This window comes from Demequina sp. (assembly GCF_016278775.1).
Lineage (GTDB): Bacteria > Actinomycetota > Actinomycetes > Actinomycetales > Demequinaceae > Demequina.
On sequence record NZ_JADQBF010000109.1, the window covers coordinates 1 to 15548 of the forward strand.

The window sequence follows — 15548 nt, forward strand, 5'->3', positions numbered from 1 at the left end:
GCCGCCGGTGTCACCGTCGGCGCGCTGTTGGCGGCGGAACTGTTCGACTCCAAGGCCGCTGCAGGCGTCCCTGCGCTGCTCTTCACGATGGGGGCTGGCGGGGCGGCTGTTGTCATCGGGGGAATCTCGCAGCGGCGAGGCAGACGCGTGGGCCTCGCGTGGGGATACGCGGTGGGCGCGGCCGGGGCCGCCGGGGTGGTCGCCGCGTCGGCACTCGAGTCGATTCCCATGCTCTTTGTGTCGCTCGTGATCTACGGCGCCGGATCCGCAGCCAACCTCCAGGCGCGCTACGCCGGTGCCGACCTCGCGAAGCCAGCGGCGCGCGGGCGTGCGGCAGGCATCGTGCTGGTGGCGACCACAGCGGGCGCGGTCGCTGGACCGCAACTGGCACATGTCTCGGGGAGCCTCGTCGAGGGTTGGGGGCTCACGCCGCTGTCAGGGCCGTTCCTTGTGGCCGGTGTGGCATACGCGGTCGGCGCCGTGGTGCTCTCGGTGTGGCTTCGCCCCGACCCCCTCCTGACGGCGCTGGCACTCAGGATCGCGCCTTCTACCGATGCGATCGCCCGAGGGCCGGGGGAGGACACGCCGCCTGTCACGGATGTCGCACCGCCGAGGTGGCGCAGGAGCGTGGTGATCGCGGTGGCGGCACTCGTCGGTGTACAGGCCGTGATGGTGGGCGTCATGACGATGACCCCGGTGCATATGGTCGCGCATGGGCACTCGGTGCAGACGGCTGCTGTGGTGGTGTCCTTCCACGTGGCCGCGATGTACCTTCCGGCCCCGCTGTCCGGCTCGCTCGTCGACAGGTGGGGTTCGGCGTGGGCCTTCGCTGGCTCGGGCCTGGTGCTCGTGATGGCCAGCGTCGTGCTCGCACTGGCTCCCGGCACCCACGCTGTCGCCATGGGCGTCGGCCTGATCCTCTTGGGTGGTGGCTGGAGCCTTGGCGTGGCCGCCGGGACCAAGGTGCTCAGTGTGGTGCCGCCGCTTGAGGTCCGTGCCCGACTCCAAGGACGTGCCGACTTCTTTGTCGCGTCAGCTGGGGCCGCCGGCGGCGGGGTCGCTGGGGTCATTGTCAGCGCGTCCGACTACGCCCTGCTGTCATGGTTGGCGGGCGCGGTAGCCGCCGCCGTGGTGCTCTTGGCGGTGGCCATCAGGTACCCAGTTCCGCCAGCGAAAGTAGATGCCGCTGACCGGGCAACTACTGCCGCACGGGAGTAACCCAAATCGACGCGGCATCGTTGGCGTGGATCGTCACCACGGCGTCGGCAACCTCCACAGTGCCGTCGTCGCGGAGCACCGCCAGCGTCTGCGGCGTCAGCCCCGCTTGGGCGAAGCGGCGTAGGCGTTCGGGGTCGGCGTCGGACAGGCGCACCACCGTGACGGGCCCGGGCTCGACTAGGGATAACGGCATCGCGTCGGGAAGATGTGCGGCGCCGTCAGCCGAGGGAATCGGGTCGCCGTGGGGGTCGCGAGTGGGATGCCCGAGCCGCGCGTCGATGGCAGCGATCATCCGGTCTGAAACGGCATGCTCGAGTACCTCGGCCTCGTCGTGCACCTCGTCCCAGCCGTAGCCCAACTCCTGCACCAGGTAGGTCTCGAGTAGCCGGTGGCGTCGCACCATGGCGAGGGCGTGCGCCGCGCCGTCTCCTGTCAGGGTGATGCCACCGTACGTCTCGTGCTCGACGAGCCCCTGCTCGGCAAGCTTCTTCACGCCGTCAGACGCGGTCGACGTGCGCACGCCCAGACGTTCCGCCAACGCCGTCACGGAGACGGCGCCTCCTGACCATTCCTGAAGATTCCAGATGCACTTCAGGTAGTCCTGGGTCGAGGCGGACAGGTGCGACACGGCCATGGCGCGAGTCTAGGCGCACGGGCATCGAGCGGGCCGCATTACGCTTGCCGGATGCGCAGGGTGACGACGGCAGGTGGGGAGCGTGCACGCAGGGCCTGGGCGGCCCCGATCCTGGCATGCGCTCTGGGTCTGGCGCCCCTCACGGCGTGCACCACGGACGACGCCCCACCCGTGGTGGTGACAGTGACGGCCGAGCCGGGTAGTCCCACGACGGCATCGGCAAGCCCCGCCGCGCCCGCACCGGCGCACCAAGACGTTCAGGTCGACGTGCGCATCGTGGAGCACCAAGGCAACCGCTACGAGGTCGTGACTCTGCCGCTGTCCGATTGGGACATCAGGGTCGACTGGGACCCGGACGCCCAGGGAGTCATGCTCACCGACGTCCTCGCGGCCGATCCTTCCATCGCCGTCGCCACCAACGCAGGAATCTTCACCCCCGAGTTCGCGCCGGGTGGGCTGCTGGTCAGTGACGGCGTCACCTTGAGAGGCCTCAACCTCGCCGACGGAGGGGGGAACTTCCATCTCAAGCCGAACGGTGTATTCGAGGTCAGGGACGACGGCACGGCCGCCGTGCTCGACTCAACTCAGTACACCGAGGGCGGCGTGCGTTTCGCGACCCAGTCGGGGCCAGCGCTGCTACTCGGGGGCCAAGTCCACCCCGAATTCCGCGAGGGCTCCACCAACCTGGCCTTCCGTTCCGGCGTGGGCGTCAGCCCGGATGGTCGCACCGTCTACCTGGTGCTTTCGTGGACGCTCACCAACCTCCACGACTTTGCCACCCTGTTCAGGGATCAACTCGGTTGCGAGGACGCGCTGTACCTCGACGGTCAGATCTCGCGCCTGTGGGTCGCCGGGGACGGCGAACCGGACGTATTTGCAGGGCCGTTCGCTGGAATGATCACGGCGCGCCCTACAGGAACATCGGCGTGAGTGCCTCGTAGTCCTCGACCTTGCCGTCGTTCATGCACAGCTCGATGATCTGGCGGCCCAGCGGGTCGAGGTCATCGGTGAGGAACTGCTCCAACTCCGCCTTGAAGAAGCCCGTGAGGATGGCGCAGCCCTTGTCGTAGGCCTCTGAGCCAACGGCCGACTGGATCTCGGGACGCAGCAGCGTGCGGCGCACCGGCTGCCCGTCAAGCGTGATTTCCTTGGGCGCGTAGCCGAACAGGGAGCAGCGTGCAGGCTCCAGCTGGTCGGCGCGCATCCGCCCAGCACCCTTGCGCGCGAGCCACTCGCGGGTCAGCCATTCGGCAGAGAATCCCACGTGGTAGGCGCCGATGTGCTGGTTGGGCGTGAGCACAAAGCGGGTGTGGTTGAACTGGAGAATCTGCTTGAGCAACAGATTCGCGGCGGCCACCTTGGTTCCCGTGGAGAACGGCCAGTAGGAGCCGACGCCTTCGGCAACCATGCCTCCGTGCTCGAGCTTGTCCACCGCGTCGGCGGCCTCGCCGATCGACGGGTTCTTGTCTCCGCGCGGGGCGACGAGTCGCCACAGCCACGCGACAGCAGGCGGCACAAAGTGCGTCATGCCCATGACGCCGTAGGTCGGGTTCTCCCTGGTACATGCAGGCATTCGCACTCCGAAGGTGCGCACGTCCACGGCCTCTGGCTCGTTGACGATCCGGTGGATGTGTGACCTGGGGATGACGATGCGGGGGTTAGGGCATGGCTTGCCGTTTGAGTCGAGCGTGTGCTCCCATGGCAACGCCGTGGCGTCGGGCGCGCCGTCGATGTTGAAGAACACCAGCGGCACGTCCGGGTGGATCACCGCGCGCTCAAAGTGGATGTCCTCTCCGTACTCCTTGAGGTTGTCGACGCGCACAAACCAGCCATCCTCGGCGTCGGCGACCACCATACGGCCGTCGTCCGTCTGCACGGAGGGGTGGCACAGTGTCATGTCATCCGTGACGGGGTTGAGCTCGCAGGACTCGCTCAGGGTGATGTAGTACGGCTCATCCGACACCACGTTGGTGCCCAGCAGGATGCGCCCGTCGTCTTGGCGGCGAAGGTCTTGGCACATCTCGGACTTGCCACCGCCAGAGGCGCCCTCATGCATCACGATCGTCTCGTTGTCGTAAGGCGTGGTGACACGCACTGACGACGCGTGGGCGGTGATCCAGTCCTCTTGCTCACCGACGTCCAAGAGCACAGAGAAGACGCCCTTCTTGGCGCTGGGCCCCGGGTACAGGTTGTAGGCGAAGATCTCGTGCAGCGTCTCGCTGCGGTCGTGGACCACGACTTGCTTGTCGTCGAAATGGGTCTGGCGGAACGGGGGAGCGACGTACAGGATCGAGCGCGGCGAATAGGGGCCGATCTCGTCGAAGGTGATCCACCCCTGCAGGTCCATCAGCGTCAGCGCGAAGAAGGCCGAGTTGATCGGCATCACCGCGAGCGACGGCGAGCCGAACCTCAGTGCCCCGGCCTTGAACGGCACCACCACGAGTTCCTGGGTGCCCAGCCACTCGAGGGTCTCTTGCTTGACGCGGTCGAAGCTTTCACCAAAGGCATCGGTGTAGCGCGTCTTGTCGGTGGGGCGGTCGTCCGCGATGTGCATGCACTTGGGGTCCCGCCTGCGCATGTAGTCCTCTGGATAGTTCACGGCGATGCCGTTGCGGCAGCGGGTGACCGTGGCCTCGGTGACGGTCTCGCCGTTGGCCTCGTAGTCGACAGAGAAGACCGGCCCGCCCTCGGGGCCGAGCGCGAGGGCGTAGAGCTCCGCGCGGGTGGCGGGAACGACGACGCGGGGGCTCGCTTCGAGCGCGGCACGCAATGCGGGCGCCAGGTCCACGGACAGAGGAACGGCGTGGTCGGTGCTGGTGCTCACAGAGTCTCCTTTGGGGCGCGGGCGCGACTCAACGATCGTACCCGTTCTTTACCGGAATTTTGCCGTTACGCGAGGCCTGCGAGGTGGGACGTTGGTCTCGCCGGGAGCGAACGGCGGATGCTCTCGACGTCCCGCCGCGTTGACGCGCTCAAGAAGGAGGTGCGCCATGCCAGACGAGTGGAGCGACAAGCGCGAACGTCAGTACAAGCACATCAAGGAATCCGAGCTTGACCGTGGCAGGTCTGAAGACAGGGCAGAGGAGATCGCCGCCGCCACGGTCAACAAGACGCGTGCCGACAAGGGCGAGACCAAGAACGACTGAGGCGCGTCACTCACCCGTGGGCTTGGACTCGGCGTGGCCTCCAAAGCCCTTGCGCATCGCGCTGAGCACCCTTTCTGCATAGGCGTCCAGGTCGCGTGACGCGAATCGCGAGTACAGCGCGGTGGTGAGCACGGGGGTGGGAACGCCCTCGTCTATCGCCGCGATGGACGTCCAGCGGCCCTCACCGGAGTCAGACACGTGCCCGGAGAAGTCCGCGAGGTCGGGGGAGTCGTTGAGGGCGTCGGCGGTGAGGTCGAGCAACCAGGAGCCGATCACGGAACCGCGCCTCCACACCTCCGCCACCTCGTCGACGTTGAAGTCGTACTGGTAGTGCTCAGGGTTGGACATGGGGGCCGTCTGAGCCTCGAAGGCTGGTGAGCCAGGGGTGCCCGCGTTGGCTGCCTTGAGCACGTTGAAGCCCTCGGCGTAGGCGGCCATGAGCCCGTACTCGATGCCGTTGTGGATCATCTTGACAAAGTGGCCAGCGCCAGAGGGGCCGCAGTGAAGCCAGCCCTCCTCCCCTGGTTGGGTGTCGCCCGACTTGCCGTGAGTGCGCTCGACCGCATCGATGCCAGGCGCGAGCGTGCGGAAGATGGGAGTGAGTCGCTTCACCGTGTCCCCGTCGCCCCCGATCATGAGGCTGAAGCCGCGCTCGGCGCCCCACACACCGCCTGAGGTCCCCACGTCGATCAGGGTGAGCCCTTGATCGGCCAGCTCCTGAGAGTGCCGCAGGTCATCCCTGTAGTAGGTGTTCCCGCCGTCGATGATCGTGTCGCCAGGCTCGAGCACCTCCGTGAGCGACGCGATGACCGCGTCGGTGATCGCGCCTGCGGGCACCATGACCCACACGGTTCGTGGGCTCTCCAGCGCGGTCGCGAACTCCGCGACCTGGTGCACGGGGATGGCGCCCTCGCGTGCGAGGCCATCCACCGCGTCGGCGTTGACGTCGTTGACAGCGACTTCGTGGCCGTCGGCCATGAGCCGTCTGCTCAATCCGGCGCCCATGCGCCCGAGTCCGACCATGCCGATGCGCATGGGGTGATCTGTCGTCATGGTCAGTTCTCCTTAGGCTCTATGCCGGTGGCCGGGTGCTTGGGGGACGATGCCGCGTCGGGGTCGAGTTCGCGCCAGCCTCCGTATGGGGCGGCCAGGCGATCGGCCTCGGCCGGTCCCCACGAGCCTGGCTCGTACGGAAGCGCCTCGTCGTGGTCCTTCAGGACGTCGTCGACCACGCGCCAGGCGGCCTCGACGGAGCCGCTCGCCGTGAAGAGCGCCCGCTCTCCAGCCATGGCGCCAGCGAGCAACCGCTCGTAGGGCGCGCGCTCGCGGTCGCTCTCCGTGTGGATGAGCAGCTCCCGCTGGGTTCCAGTGAACTCCTGGCCCGGAGTCTTGACGCGAGCGGCGAGCGCGATCTCCGACACGGGGGACAGGCGGAAGCGCAGGTAGTTCGGTTCGTCGTTGGCCGCGGCGTCATCGAACAACACTTGTGGCGGACGCTTGAAGTACACCTTCACCTCGACGGCGCTGACGGCAAGCTTCTTTCCGGTGCGCAGCAACCAAGGCACGCCAGCCCACCGCCAGGAGTCGATGAAGAGCCGCACGGCAGCGTAGGTCTCCACGTCGGAGTCCGCGGCCACTCCCTGCTCGTCTCGATAGCCCACAAACTGGCCTCGCACCAGATCGTCCCGCTTCAGCGGCCGCATGGACCGAAACACCGCCTCCTTGGAACGCTGTACCGCGTCGTAACCCTGATATGCGGGGGGATCCATGGCGAGCAGGGCGACCACCTGGAAGACGTGATTCTCGATGACGTCCCGCAGCGCGCCGGCCGACTCGTAGAAGGCGCCGCGACCATCGACACCAAAGTTCTCTGCCAACGTGATCTCCACGTGATCAATGTGGTGGCGATTCCACACGGGCTCGAGGAACGAGTTGGCGAACCGAAAGTACAGCAGGTTCATGATCTCGTCTTTGCCCAGGTAGTGGTCGATGCGGAAGATCGCGTCCTCAGGGAACGCGCGCGACACCACGGCGTTGAGCTCGAGAGCCGATTCCAGATCGCGCCCAAACGGCTTTTCGACGATCACCCTGGCGTTCTCGTGAAGGCCAACGCCGCGGAGGCCATCGACCACGGTTCCGAAGAGCGAGGGTGGGATGGCGAGGTAGTGCGCGGGGCGAGCGGCGTCGCCCAGCGCCTTACGCAGCGATACAAAGGTCTGCTCATCGCGGTAGTCGCCGTCAACGTTCTGCAGGAGGCCCAACAGCGATTTCAGGTGCTCGTCGTCCTCGCCGCCGGTCTCGAGAATGGACTCGCGCGCCCTGGCTCTCAGGTCCTCAACGCTCCACCCCGAGTGGGCGACCCCCACCACGGGGACGTCGAGTTCGCCGGCAGCCACCATCGCGTGCAGGGCAGGGAAGATTTGCTTGCGCGCCAGGTCCCCGCTCGCCCCGAAGAACACGAACGCATCGGACTGCTCGCCGGTCACGACTGGACCGCCACATGAGACCGGGTAGCGACGACGCGGGTGGGGGGACAACGCATGATGCTCCTTGGGGTCAAGGGCGGGGTATGGGGCCAAGCGTGGGGGACGGGCGACCGCATCGAGCGATCACTCTGCTTTCGACCCTACGTCGATAACCCCGCAGGTCCCAAAGGCTTTCGCTGGTGGCGAGAAAGCGGCGCTCGTGGCGGGTCGACGCGCCGAGCGGGGAAGCAGGGGCCCCCGGTTGAGCGTTGACCGAGTATCGGCCTCTGTCGACCATGGCGAGGTCCCCTCGACCCCGAAGGAGCACCACATGGCCACCGATGCACCCGCCTCACCCGAACTTGCCGCCCTCAGCGCCGCAGGAGTCTCCGTGTGGCTCGACGAACTCAGCCGCGACCGCATCAGGGACGGAGAACTCGCGCGAGACATCGATGAGCGCGGCGTTGTCGGAGTGACCACCAACCCGTCGATCTTTGCTGCCGCGGTGTCAGGGTCCAGCCTGTATGACCCGCAAATCGCAGACCTCGCGTCCCGCGACGTCCATGTGGGTGAGGCCGTGCGCACCATTACGGCCACCGATGTACGCGAAGCCTGCGACGTGATGCGCCCTGTGTATGACCGTACGGACGGCGTCGACGGACGCGTGTCGATCGAGGTGGACCCGCGCCTGGCGCGCGACACCACCGCCACCGTTGCCGAGGCGCGCTACCTGTGGTGGCTCGTCGACCGCCCCAACGTCATGATCAAGATTCCCGCCACGCGCGAGGGCCTGCCCGCGATTACCACGGCCCTGTCGGAAGGCATCAGCGTGAACGTGACGCTCATCTTCTCGCTTGATCGCTACCGCGAGGTGGTCGAGGCCTTCCTGACCGGCATGGAGCAGGCCGATGCGGCGGGTCACGACGTCTCGAGGATCGTGTCGGTCGCGTCGTTCTTTGTGAGCCGCGTCGATTCAAAGGTGGACGGCCTGCTCGATGACAAGGGCCCCGACCACCCGGCGCGCGGAGCCGCGGCCATCGCGAATGCCCGGCTCGCCATGGAAGTGCACGAGCAGACTCTCGCAGGTGACCGCTTCAAGGCGCTCGCGGCCAAGGGTGCGCACCCGCAGCGACCCTTGTGGGCCTCCACCTCGGTCAAGGACGATGCGTACCCCGACACCATGTACGTTGACGAGTTGGTGACGCGCGGGGTGGTCAACACCATGCCGATGTCCACGCTCACCGCGGTGAGCGAGCACGGGCAGACTCCGTCAGACGCCTCGAGTTGGGACTCGGTGAGCGGCACCTACGACGCCGCGCGAGCCACGATGGCGGCGATCGAGCAAGCAGGAATCTCCATGGCCGACGTCACGGCCGAGTTGGAGGACGAGGGCGTCGACAAGTTCGTGGCGTCGTGGGAAGAGTTGCTCGACCACGTGAGCGAGGCGATGTCGGCTCAGTCTTAGGCGAACATCGCGTCCACGCCGCGCGAGTAGCGCTCCGCCACGTGATCCCACAGGGCCGCCGCGTCACGATCGATCGCGCGGCGGTCTGGGTCCTCCATGAACCACACGATAGATTCGTGGATCGACTGCTCGAATCGGTGGTGCGGGACGTAGTCAGGCACCAGCGAACGGACCTTGGTGTTGTCGAAGATGCCGGCGTTGGCCTTGTCGCCCAGCAGCGGCCCCTCGAAGGCCTCGCGGTCAAAGCGGGCGAGCAACTCGCTCGGGATGAACAGCGTCTGATCGTGCAGCTGATCGAGGCCGACGCCAACCGCGGACGCCACGATCTGGTGCACCTGGTTCCAACTGAGCACGTCGTCCGACGTGATGTGGAAGTCCTGGGCGATCGCACGCGCGTGTCCGAGCAGGCCCACAAAGGCGTAGGCGAAGTCGCGATGGTCGGTGAGCGTCCACAGGCTGGAGCCGTCGCCTGGCATGAGGACCTTCTGGCCGCTGATCATCCTGTCCACCATGGTCCAGGGGTGAACCCACGAGTTGATCGCCATCGGCACATCCGCGTACCCATACGTGTGGGAGGGCCTCACGATCGTGAAGGGGAAGCCGCGTTCCCCGTATGCCGCGCGCAGTCGATTCTCCGCCTCTGCCTTGTCGCGGCTGTACTGCCAGAACGGGTTGTACAGGGGCGTGGAGTCTTCACGCACGATGTAGTGCTCTGGCGGAGTGGCGTACGCGGAGGCAGAGGAGATGAAGACGTATTGATCCGTGATGCCGTCGAACGTGTCGATGTCGTCGCTGATGTGGTCGGGGGAGAAGCCGATCCACTGAACGACGACGTCGTACTTGCCGTTCTTCGCCACGTCGGCTTTGATGGCGGCGCGGAAGGCCTCGGTGTCGTGGACGTCGGCGACGATGGTGGACGCCCCCGGCGGCGCCGCGGCCTTGGCGGAGGTGCCCCTGGTGACCAGCGTGAGGTCGTGACCGCGTTCCACCAGCATCGGCGAGGTTGCGGACGAGATCAGTCCGGTTCCACCAAGAAACAGCACGCGCATGAAAGCCTCCAGAAGTATGACTCAGCGGTGCCCGTCCCCAAGAACCCTTGAGTCCGCGCCCCCACTATACGCCCCCGAAATTGGGGCGAAAGCGGGTGGTGGAACGCGCGAAAGCGGACCGTGGAAAACGCGAAAGCGCCTGGTGGAAAGGCGCCGGAACGGTGTGGTGTGGAGCGCTACAACGCGCACAACTCGCCGGCGACGCCTGACTCGACACCCTGGCCCCAATACACGGTGTCGACGTGACCGCTCGTGACGTCGAACGCGAGCGAGTTGCCTCCCGTTCCATCAACCACGATCTGGGTGCGCGGGCCGCGCGCGGGATCGTCGAGCGCGACGGACGTGCCCGACGGGTAGGCAGCCGTGACCTCTGCGGTGGTGGAGCCCACCGAGATGCCCTCTTGCGTGGTGGGCGCTGCGAACGAAGCAGCGTCGGCCGGATCTCCCAGCCAGATCATGCGAAACAGGAAGATGTCGTCCCCAGGATTGTCAGGGTCGGTCACCGCCGCGACGTAGAGGCCAGGGTCGCTCACGCCGAGTACCTCCGCGTACCAGGGGCAGTACGACTCGCCAGCGATGGGGGGACCTGGCATCGCTGCAGAGGCCTCCGAGAAGGACATGCCGATGCAGATGCTCGCGTACCGGTTGAAGTCGATGGCGGGAAGCCCGGCCGCGCTCGCCCCAGGAGTGTCACACGGGTTGCCGACGGGTGGGCCGGTTTCCGTGGGTAGCACAGACGGCGTCGGCGTGGGCGACGGACTGGGCGTAGGCGACGGCGACTCGGTGCCGGTAGGGGTCGGCGATGGGCTGTGAGTGGTCGCGGACAACTCGGGCGAGCCGGAAGAACAGCCAGCAACAGAGAGCGCGGCCGCGGCCACGAAGACAATCAGGCGGGACGTGTTCATGCACATAGGGTGGCACAGCGGCGTCAATGTCTCTAGGGCACGGGAGTGGCGGTGTGAGTGCGGCAGTAGGCCGCTAGCCCCCCTGGGCGTCGCGCACGGCCCGACGGTAGATGGCACCAAGGCGGTCAAACATCGCGTTCGCCTCATCGTCGACGGTGCACCAGTCCGGGTGATTCTCGAAGGCGGTAACGGCCTGGGCCACCCCCTGGGAGAACGGCACAGTGGCACTCCAACCGGGCACCAACTCCTTGAGCAGCGAGGTGTCAAAGACCGCGCAATGCATCTTGTCGCCGCGTATCGAGCCCTGCTGGCTGGGAGCGGCCGCCACCAGCGCGTCTGACGGCACGTAGACGGACTGCGCGGTGAACTGCTCGGCGGTGAGGCCCGCAGCTCGCGCGATTGCCGAGTACAACCCAGTCCACGTAAGCGCCTCGTCCGACGTCACGTGGACGGCTCGGCCAGTCGCCTCCGGCGACTCGAGGAGGCCTCTGATGCCCTCGGCGACGTCGGAGGCGTGCGTCACTGTCCATAGCGCCGTGCCGTCTCCTGGAATGAGGATGTCCGCACCACGGCGCATGCGGTCAACAATCGTCCACGGGTGGCGCGAATTGCCCGTGTACGCAGGGATCTTCGAGTCGCCGTAGGTGTGCGCCGGGCGCACGATCGTGTAGTCGAGACCTGCGGCGGGGGCCCTGGTGGTGAGTGCCTCTTCGCAAGCGATCTTCTGCTGTGCATAGTCCCAGAGCGGGTTGCTGAGCGGCGTGTCTTCAGTGAGCGCATGGAAGTGGTCGAAGGTCGCATACGCGGCGGCCGTGGCAATCAGCACGTAGCGATCCGTGAGAGGCGCGAAGGTGTCCACGTCGTCGCTCACGTGATCAGGCGTGAAGGCGACAAACTGCACGACGGCGTCCCAGCGTTCTCCGCGGAGGCGGGCGCCTCGCAACGCCGAACGGAGAGCATCGGCGTCCGTCGCGTCGACGTGGATGCTCTTGGCCTCGGCCGGCGAGGTCTGGCGGCCCGTTCGGCCCCTGGTGATCAGGGTGAGGTCGTCCCCTCGCGCGGCACACGTGGCCGCGAAGGCCGATGAGATGAGTCCGGTACCGCCGACAACGAGAATGCGCATGGGGCGATCGTACGGTGATCGGCCAACGCGTGAGATGCGGGAAGTCGTGCGTTGCGGCTAGTAGACGGAGCGCGCGAGGAGGGCAACGCGAATCGAGCCGCCCTTGGTTTCTTGTTCTGACAGGCGCCGGAAACCGAGGTGCTCGTGGAAGGCCATCGATCCAGGGTTGGGCGGCCTCACGTTGATCTCGGCGGTGACTTCGTTAGCCCCGCACTGACGCGCGTGTTCGAACACCGACTCGTACAGCGCGCGGCCAATCCCTGTGCCCTTGGCGGAGGATCCGACGACGATGCGGTCGATGTATTGGTGACGCACGCCGCGCGACTCGAACCACTTGTAGTTCTCGGAGTCGTAATCCTTGCCCATGCCGAGGCTGAGCAGGAACGCGGTGATCTCTCGGTCGCGGTTGGTGGCGACCAGGCGGATGTCGCACAGGTCGAACAGCTGCGTCGCCTCCTCCTCTGTCAAGAGCGTCACCGCAGGGTGGGCCGTGTTGTTGAGAGCGGTGACGGCGGGGATGTCGCTGCTCTTCATGACGCGCATGCGAAGGTTCTGCATGCGACCATTGTGCCCGCACCTCGTTTCCTTGGGGAGTCCCTGAGGTCACGGTTTGCTACGCGCGGGGCAGCCACGGGTTTCGTATTCCATGCACCATGGTGTATAGTTATACACATGGCTCTCTCTGTCGCAGTTGCAGGCGCGTCCGGATACGTCGGGGGAGAGGTGTTGCGCGTCTTCAGCGCCCACCCGGATGTCGAGTTCGGCGCCCTGACAGCACACTCCTCGGCGGGAGACACGATTCGCACCCACCAGCCCCACCTGGTGCCGCTAGGAGACCGCGTCATTCTTCCCACGACGGTGGAGGCTCTTGCCGGCCACGACGTCGTGGTGCTCGCCCTGCCACACGGGGCGTCTGGCGAGATCGCGGCCCAATTGCCAGCCGACACCCTGGTACTGGACTGCGGCGCCGACTACCGGCTCGCGTCGGCCGCCGCGTGGGCCGAATACTACGGCGGCGCGCACGCTGGGACCTGGCCGTATGGCCTCCCTGAGCTCATCACGCCAACTGGCCGCCAGCGCGACGCACTCAAGGGCAGCCGCAGGGTAGCCGTTCCTGGATGCAACGTCACCGCCGTCACGCTCGCCATGCAGCCAGGGGTGGCGGCCAGAGTGGTGGACCCCACCGACATCGTCGCGACCCTGGCCGTCGGCTACTCGGGCGCAGGCAAGAAGCTGGCCACCAACCTCCTTGCCTCGGAGGGCCTGGGCGCCGCCGTCCCCTACGCGGTGGGTGGCACGCATCGTCACATTCCTGAGATCATCCAAAACCTCCTGAGCGCCGGTGCTGACGACGTGCGCCTGAGCTTCACACCTGTGTTGGTGCCCATGTCGCGCGGGATTCTCGCGACGGTGACCGCGCCGATTGCGGACGGAGTGAGCGCCGACGCCGTGCGCGCCGCGTGGGTGGACGCCTACGCAGACGAGCCGTTCATGCACGTGCTGCCAGAGGGACAGTGGCCCTCCACCGCGGGCGCGATCGGTGCCAACACGGCGCTCATGCAGGTGACCGTCGACGCGAAGGCGCGCCGAGTCCAGGCGGTGTGCGCCATCGACAACCTCGTGAAGGGCACCGCTGGCGCCGCGCTGCAGTCGATGAACGTCGCGCTCGGATTGCCGGAAGAGACCGGCCTTAACCAGATTGGAGTCGCCCCGTGACCGTCACCCATCCGCAAGGATTCCTCGCGTCAGGAGTGGTGGGCGGGCTGAAGTCCACCGGCAAGTCAGACGTGGCGCTCGTGGTCAACGAGGGGCCCTCCTTCGCCGCGGCTGGCGTCTTCACCTCGAACCGGGTGTTCGCCGCGCCGGTCGCGTGGTGCCGCCAGGTGGTCGCTGACGGCCGCGTCGATGCCGTCGTCCTCAATTCAGGCGGCGCCAACGCGGCCACCGGGCCGGAGGGCTTCGCCGACACTCACGCCACTGCCGAGCATGTCGCGAAGGCGCTCCAGGCGGCCGGCAGGGACGTATCTGCAGGCGACGTCGCCGTGTGCTCGACCGGCCTCATTGGCGTGCGACTGCCCATGGACAAGTTGCTCGGTGGCGTGAACGACGCCGTCGGGGAACTGGCTCCCCACGGGGGCGAGGCGGCGTCCTACGCCATCCTCACCACCGACTCGGTGCCCAAGACGGCCGTGGTCGAACGCGAGGGCTGGTCGATAGGGGCGATGGCCAAGGGGGCGGGAATGCTCGCACCAGGCATGGCGACGATGCTGTGCGTCATCACGACCGACGCCACCGTCGACGCTGCGCAAGCGGACGCCGCCCTGAAGGAGTCCGTGCGCACCACCCTGAATCGGCTCGACGCGGACGGCTGCATGTCCACCAACGACACCGTGCTGCTGATGGCCTCGGGGGCGTCGGGAGTGACTCCGGACCCCGCGTCCTTCACTGAAGCACTCACCGCAGCGTGTCGCGATCTTGCACAGCAACTCCTGACCGACGCGGAGGGTGCAGAGCACGACGTCGCGATCACGGTGATCGGCGCCACCACGGAAGAAGCGGCAGAGGCCGTCGGTCGCGCCGTGGCCCGCTCCAACCTCTTCAAGGCGGCCATCTTCGGCCGCGACCCGAACTGGGGCCGCATCATCTCGGCAGCTGGCACCGTGCCAGAGCAGGTGGCGCCCTTCGATGCCGCCCTCATGGATGTCCACATCAACGGCGTGCAGGTGTGCAAGGCGGCCGGAGTGGGCGATCCACGCGAACTGGTCGACCTCACCCCGCGAGCCGTGGACGTGGTGATCGACCTGCACGCGGGCGACGCCACGGCCACAATCTGGACCAACGACCTCACCCACGATTACGTCCACGAGAACAGTGCGTATAGCTCATGAGCGATCTGATAGAAACCCCCGACCTCAACCCGCAACAGAAGGTCAGCGTCCTCATCGACGCGATGCCCTGGATTGAGGAGTTCAAGGGCGCCGTCGTCGTCATCAAGTACGGCGGCAACGCCATGGTCGACGACGTCCTGAAGCGCGCCTTCGCCCAAGACATCGTGCACCTGCGGCTGTTGGGCCTCAAGCCAGTCGTGGTGCACGGCGGCGGCCCGCAGATCACCGACATGCTGGGGCGGCTCGGCATCGAGTCCGAGTTCAAGGGCGGGCTGCGCGTCACCACTCCAGAGGCCATGGACGTGGTGCGCATGGTGCTCACCGGGCAGGTGTCACGCGAACTCGTGGGCCTCATCAACGACCACGGACCGCTCGGCGTCGGCCTGTCGGGAGAGGACGCTGGCCTGCTGCAGGCCAAGCGCCGCCACGCCATGGTGGACGGCAAGAAGATCGACGTGGGCCAGGTGGGCGACGTGGTCAAGGTCAACCCCGCCGCCATCCAAGACATCATCGGCGCGGGCCGCATCCCCGTGGTCAGCACGGTCGCACCCGACCTCGACGACCCCACCACGGTGCTGAATGTGAACGCCGACACCGCCGCCGCGTCGATCGCCGTGGCGCTGCGAGCCCGCAAACTCATCGTCTTGACCGACGT

The 15548-nt window shown here is 66.9% G+C and carries 15 protein-coding genes; 7 read left to right on the forward strand and 8 right to left on the reverse strand.

All coding sequences use genetic code 11. The features are described from left to right. On the forward strand, nucleotides 1–1218 hold a 1218-nt coding region (locus tag QZZ33_RS11765), incomplete at its 5' end, for an MFS transporter (protein WP_291380207.1). On the opposite strand, the gene QZZ33_RS11770 is transcribed toward QZZ33_RS11765, so the two are convergent. After that, entirely contained in the window at nucleotides 1199–1852 is a 654-nt protein-coding gene (locus tag QZZ33_RS11770; RefSeq protein ID WP_291380208.1) for a metal-dependent transcriptional regulator, read from the reverse strand. The genes QZZ33_RS11765 and QZZ33_RS11770 overlap by 20 nt on opposite strands. Before the next feature lie 51 nt (nucleotides 1853–1903). Between QZZ33_RS11770 and QZZ33_RS11775 the strand changes: the two genes are divergently transcribed. After that, on the forward strand, nucleotides 1904–2782 hold the full coding sequence (locus QZZ33_RS11775; protein WP_291380209.1) for a phosphodiester glycosidase family protein: 879 nt from the start codon (nucleotides 1904–1906) through the stop codon (nucleotides 2780–2782). On the opposite strand, the gene QZZ33_RS11780 is transcribed toward QZZ33_RS11775, so the two are convergent. Further along, nucleotides 2763–4676 carry a DUF4914 family protein gene (locus QZZ33_RS11780; protein WP_291380210.1) on the reverse strand — a complete coding sequence of 638 codons (1914 nt, stop codon included), beginning with the start codon at nucleotides 4674–4676 and terminating at the stop codon, nucleotides 2763–2765. The genes QZZ33_RS11775 and QZZ33_RS11780 overlap by 20 nt on opposite strands. A 166-nt stretch (nucleotides 4677–4842) precedes the next feature. Between QZZ33_RS11780 and QZZ33_RS11785 the strand changes: the two genes are divergently transcribed. Continuing rightward, entirely contained in the window at nucleotides 4843–4998 is a 156-nt protein-coding gene (locus tag QZZ33_RS11785) for a hypothetical protein (protein ID WP_291380211.1), read from the forward strand. A 6-nt stretch (nucleotides 4999–5004) separates the two neighbouring features. Here the strand turns inward: QZZ33_RS11785 and gnd are convergent, their stop codons facing one another. Further along, on the reverse strand, nucleotides 5005–6051 hold the full coding sequence (gene gnd / locus QZZ33_RS11790) for a phosphogluconate dehydrogenase (NAD(+)-dependent, decarboxylating) (RefSeq protein ID WP_291380212.1): 1047 nt from the start codon (nucleotides 6049–6051) through the stop codon (nucleotides 5005–5007). A 2-nt stretch (nucleotides 6052–6053) separates the two neighbouring features. Next, complete coding sequence (gene zwf / locus QZZ33_RS11795; RefSeq protein WP_291380213.1) at nucleotides 6054–7484, reverse strand: glucose-6-phosphate dehydrogenase; 1431 nt, start codon at nucleotides 7482–7484, stop codon at nucleotides 6054–6056. A 310-nt stretch (nucleotides 7485–7794) separates the two neighbouring features. Here zwf and tal point away from each other — a divergent pair, with 310 nt between their 5' ends. Further along, complete coding sequence (tal, locus tag QZZ33_RS11800; RefSeq protein WP_291380214.1) at nucleotides 7795–8928, forward strand: transaldolase; 1134 nt, start codon at nucleotides 7795–7797, stop codon at nucleotides 8926–8928. Here tal and QZZ33_RS11805 read toward each other — a convergent pair. The 4 genes from QZZ33_RS11805 to QZZ33_RS11820 form a co-directional block, all read right to left on the reverse strand. Then, a complete protein-coding gene (locus tag QZZ33_RS11805) occupies nucleotides 8925–9977 on the reverse strand; it encodes an NAD-dependent epimerase/dehydratase family protein (protein ID WP_291380215.1) in 1053 nt (350 codons plus the stop codon). The two genes, tal and QZZ33_RS11805, sit on opposite strands and share 4 nt — an antisense overlap. Nucleotides 9978–10153: 176 nt before the next feature. Then, nucleotides 10154–10882, reverse strand: coding sequence for a hypothetical protein (locus QZZ33_RS11810; RefSeq protein WP_291380216.1), 729 nt, complete (start codon nucleotides 10880–10882; stop codon nucleotides 10154–10156). 73 nt (nucleotides 10883–10955) lie between these two features. Further along, nucleotides 10956–12005 (reverse strand): NAD-dependent epimerase/dehydratase family protein, encoded by a 1050-nt coding sequence (locus tag QZZ33_RS11815; protein WP_291380217.1) that lies wholly within the window; start codon nucleotides 12003–12005, stop codon nucleotides 10956–10958. A gap of 57 nt (nucleotides 12006–12062) precedes the next feature. Continuing rightward, nucleotides 12063–12563, reverse strand: coding sequence for a GNAT family N-acetyltransferase (locus QZZ33_RS11820; RefSeq protein ID WP_291380218.1), 501 nt, complete (start codon nucleotides 12561–12563; stop codon nucleotides 12063–12065). A 114-nt stretch (nucleotides 12564–12677) separates the two neighbouring features. Here QZZ33_RS11820 and argC point away from each other — a divergent pair, with 114 nt between their 5' ends. The 3 genes from argC to argB all read left to right on the forward strand — a co-directional run. Then, nucleotides 12678–13721, forward strand: a complete 1044-nt coding sequence (gene argC / locus QZZ33_RS11825) for an N-acetyl-gamma-glutamyl-phosphate reductase (RefSeq protein WP_291380219.1) — start codon at nucleotides 12678–12680, stop codon at nucleotides 13719–13721. Then, nucleotides 13718–14893: a bifunctional glutamate N-acetyltransferase/amino-acid acetyltransferase ArgJ gene (argJ, locus tag QZZ33_RS11830; RefSeq protein WP_291380220.1), complete on the forward strand. Its 1176-nt coding sequence runs from the start codon at nucleotides 13718–13720 to the stop codon at nucleotides 14891–14893. The genes argC and argJ overlap by 4 nt, the downstream gene beginning before the upstream one ends. Then, nucleotides 14890–15548, forward strand: a 659-nt coding sequence (gene argB, locus QZZ33_RS11835) for an acetylglutamate kinase (protein ID WP_291380221.1), incomplete at its 3' end; no start/stop codon positions are given. The genes argJ and argB, both read left to right, overlap by 4 nt.

Bases quoted from the DNA above. Each gene is read 5' to 3' on its own strand.
- QZZ33_RS11770 (WP_291380208.1), bottom strand. From the start codon at position 1,852: ATGGCCGTGTCGCACCTGTCCGCCTCGACCCAGGACTACCTGAAGTGC.
- QZZ33_RS11775 (WP_291380209.1), top strand. From the start codon at position 1,904: ATGCGCAGGGTGACGACGGCAGGTGGGGAGCGTGCACGCAGGGCCTGG.
- QZZ33_RS11785 (WP_291380211.1), top strand. From the start codon at position 4,843: ATGCCAGACGAGTGGAGCGACAAGCGCGAACGTCAGTACAAGCACATC.
- gnd (WP_291380212.1), bottom strand. From the start codon at position 6,051: ATGACGACAGATCACCCCATGCGCATCGGCATGGTCGGACTCGGGCGC.
- tal (WP_291380214.1), top strand. From the start codon at position 7,795: ATGGCCACCGATGCACCCGCCTCACCCGAACTTGCCGCCCTCAGCGCC.
- QZZ33_RS11805 (WP_291380215.1), bottom strand. From the start codon at position 9,977: ATGCGCGTGCTGTTTCTTGGTGGAACCGGACTGATCTCGTCCGCAACC.
- QZZ33_RS11810 (WP_291380216.1), bottom strand. From the start codon at position 10,882: ATGAACACGTCCCGCCTGATTGTCTTCGTGGCCGCGGCCGCGCTCTCT.
- QZZ33_RS11815 (WP_291380217.1), bottom strand. From the start codon at position 12,005: ATGCGCATTCTCGTTGTCGGCGGTACCGGACTCATCTCATCGGCCTTC.
- QZZ33_RS11820 (WP_291380218.1), bottom strand. From the start codon at position 12,563: ATGCAGAACCTTCGCATGCGCGTCATGAAGAGCAGCGACATCCCCGCC.
- argC (WP_291380219.1), top strand. From the start codon at position 12,678: ATGGCTCTCTCTGTCGCAGTTGCAGGCGCGTCCGGATACGTCGGGGGA.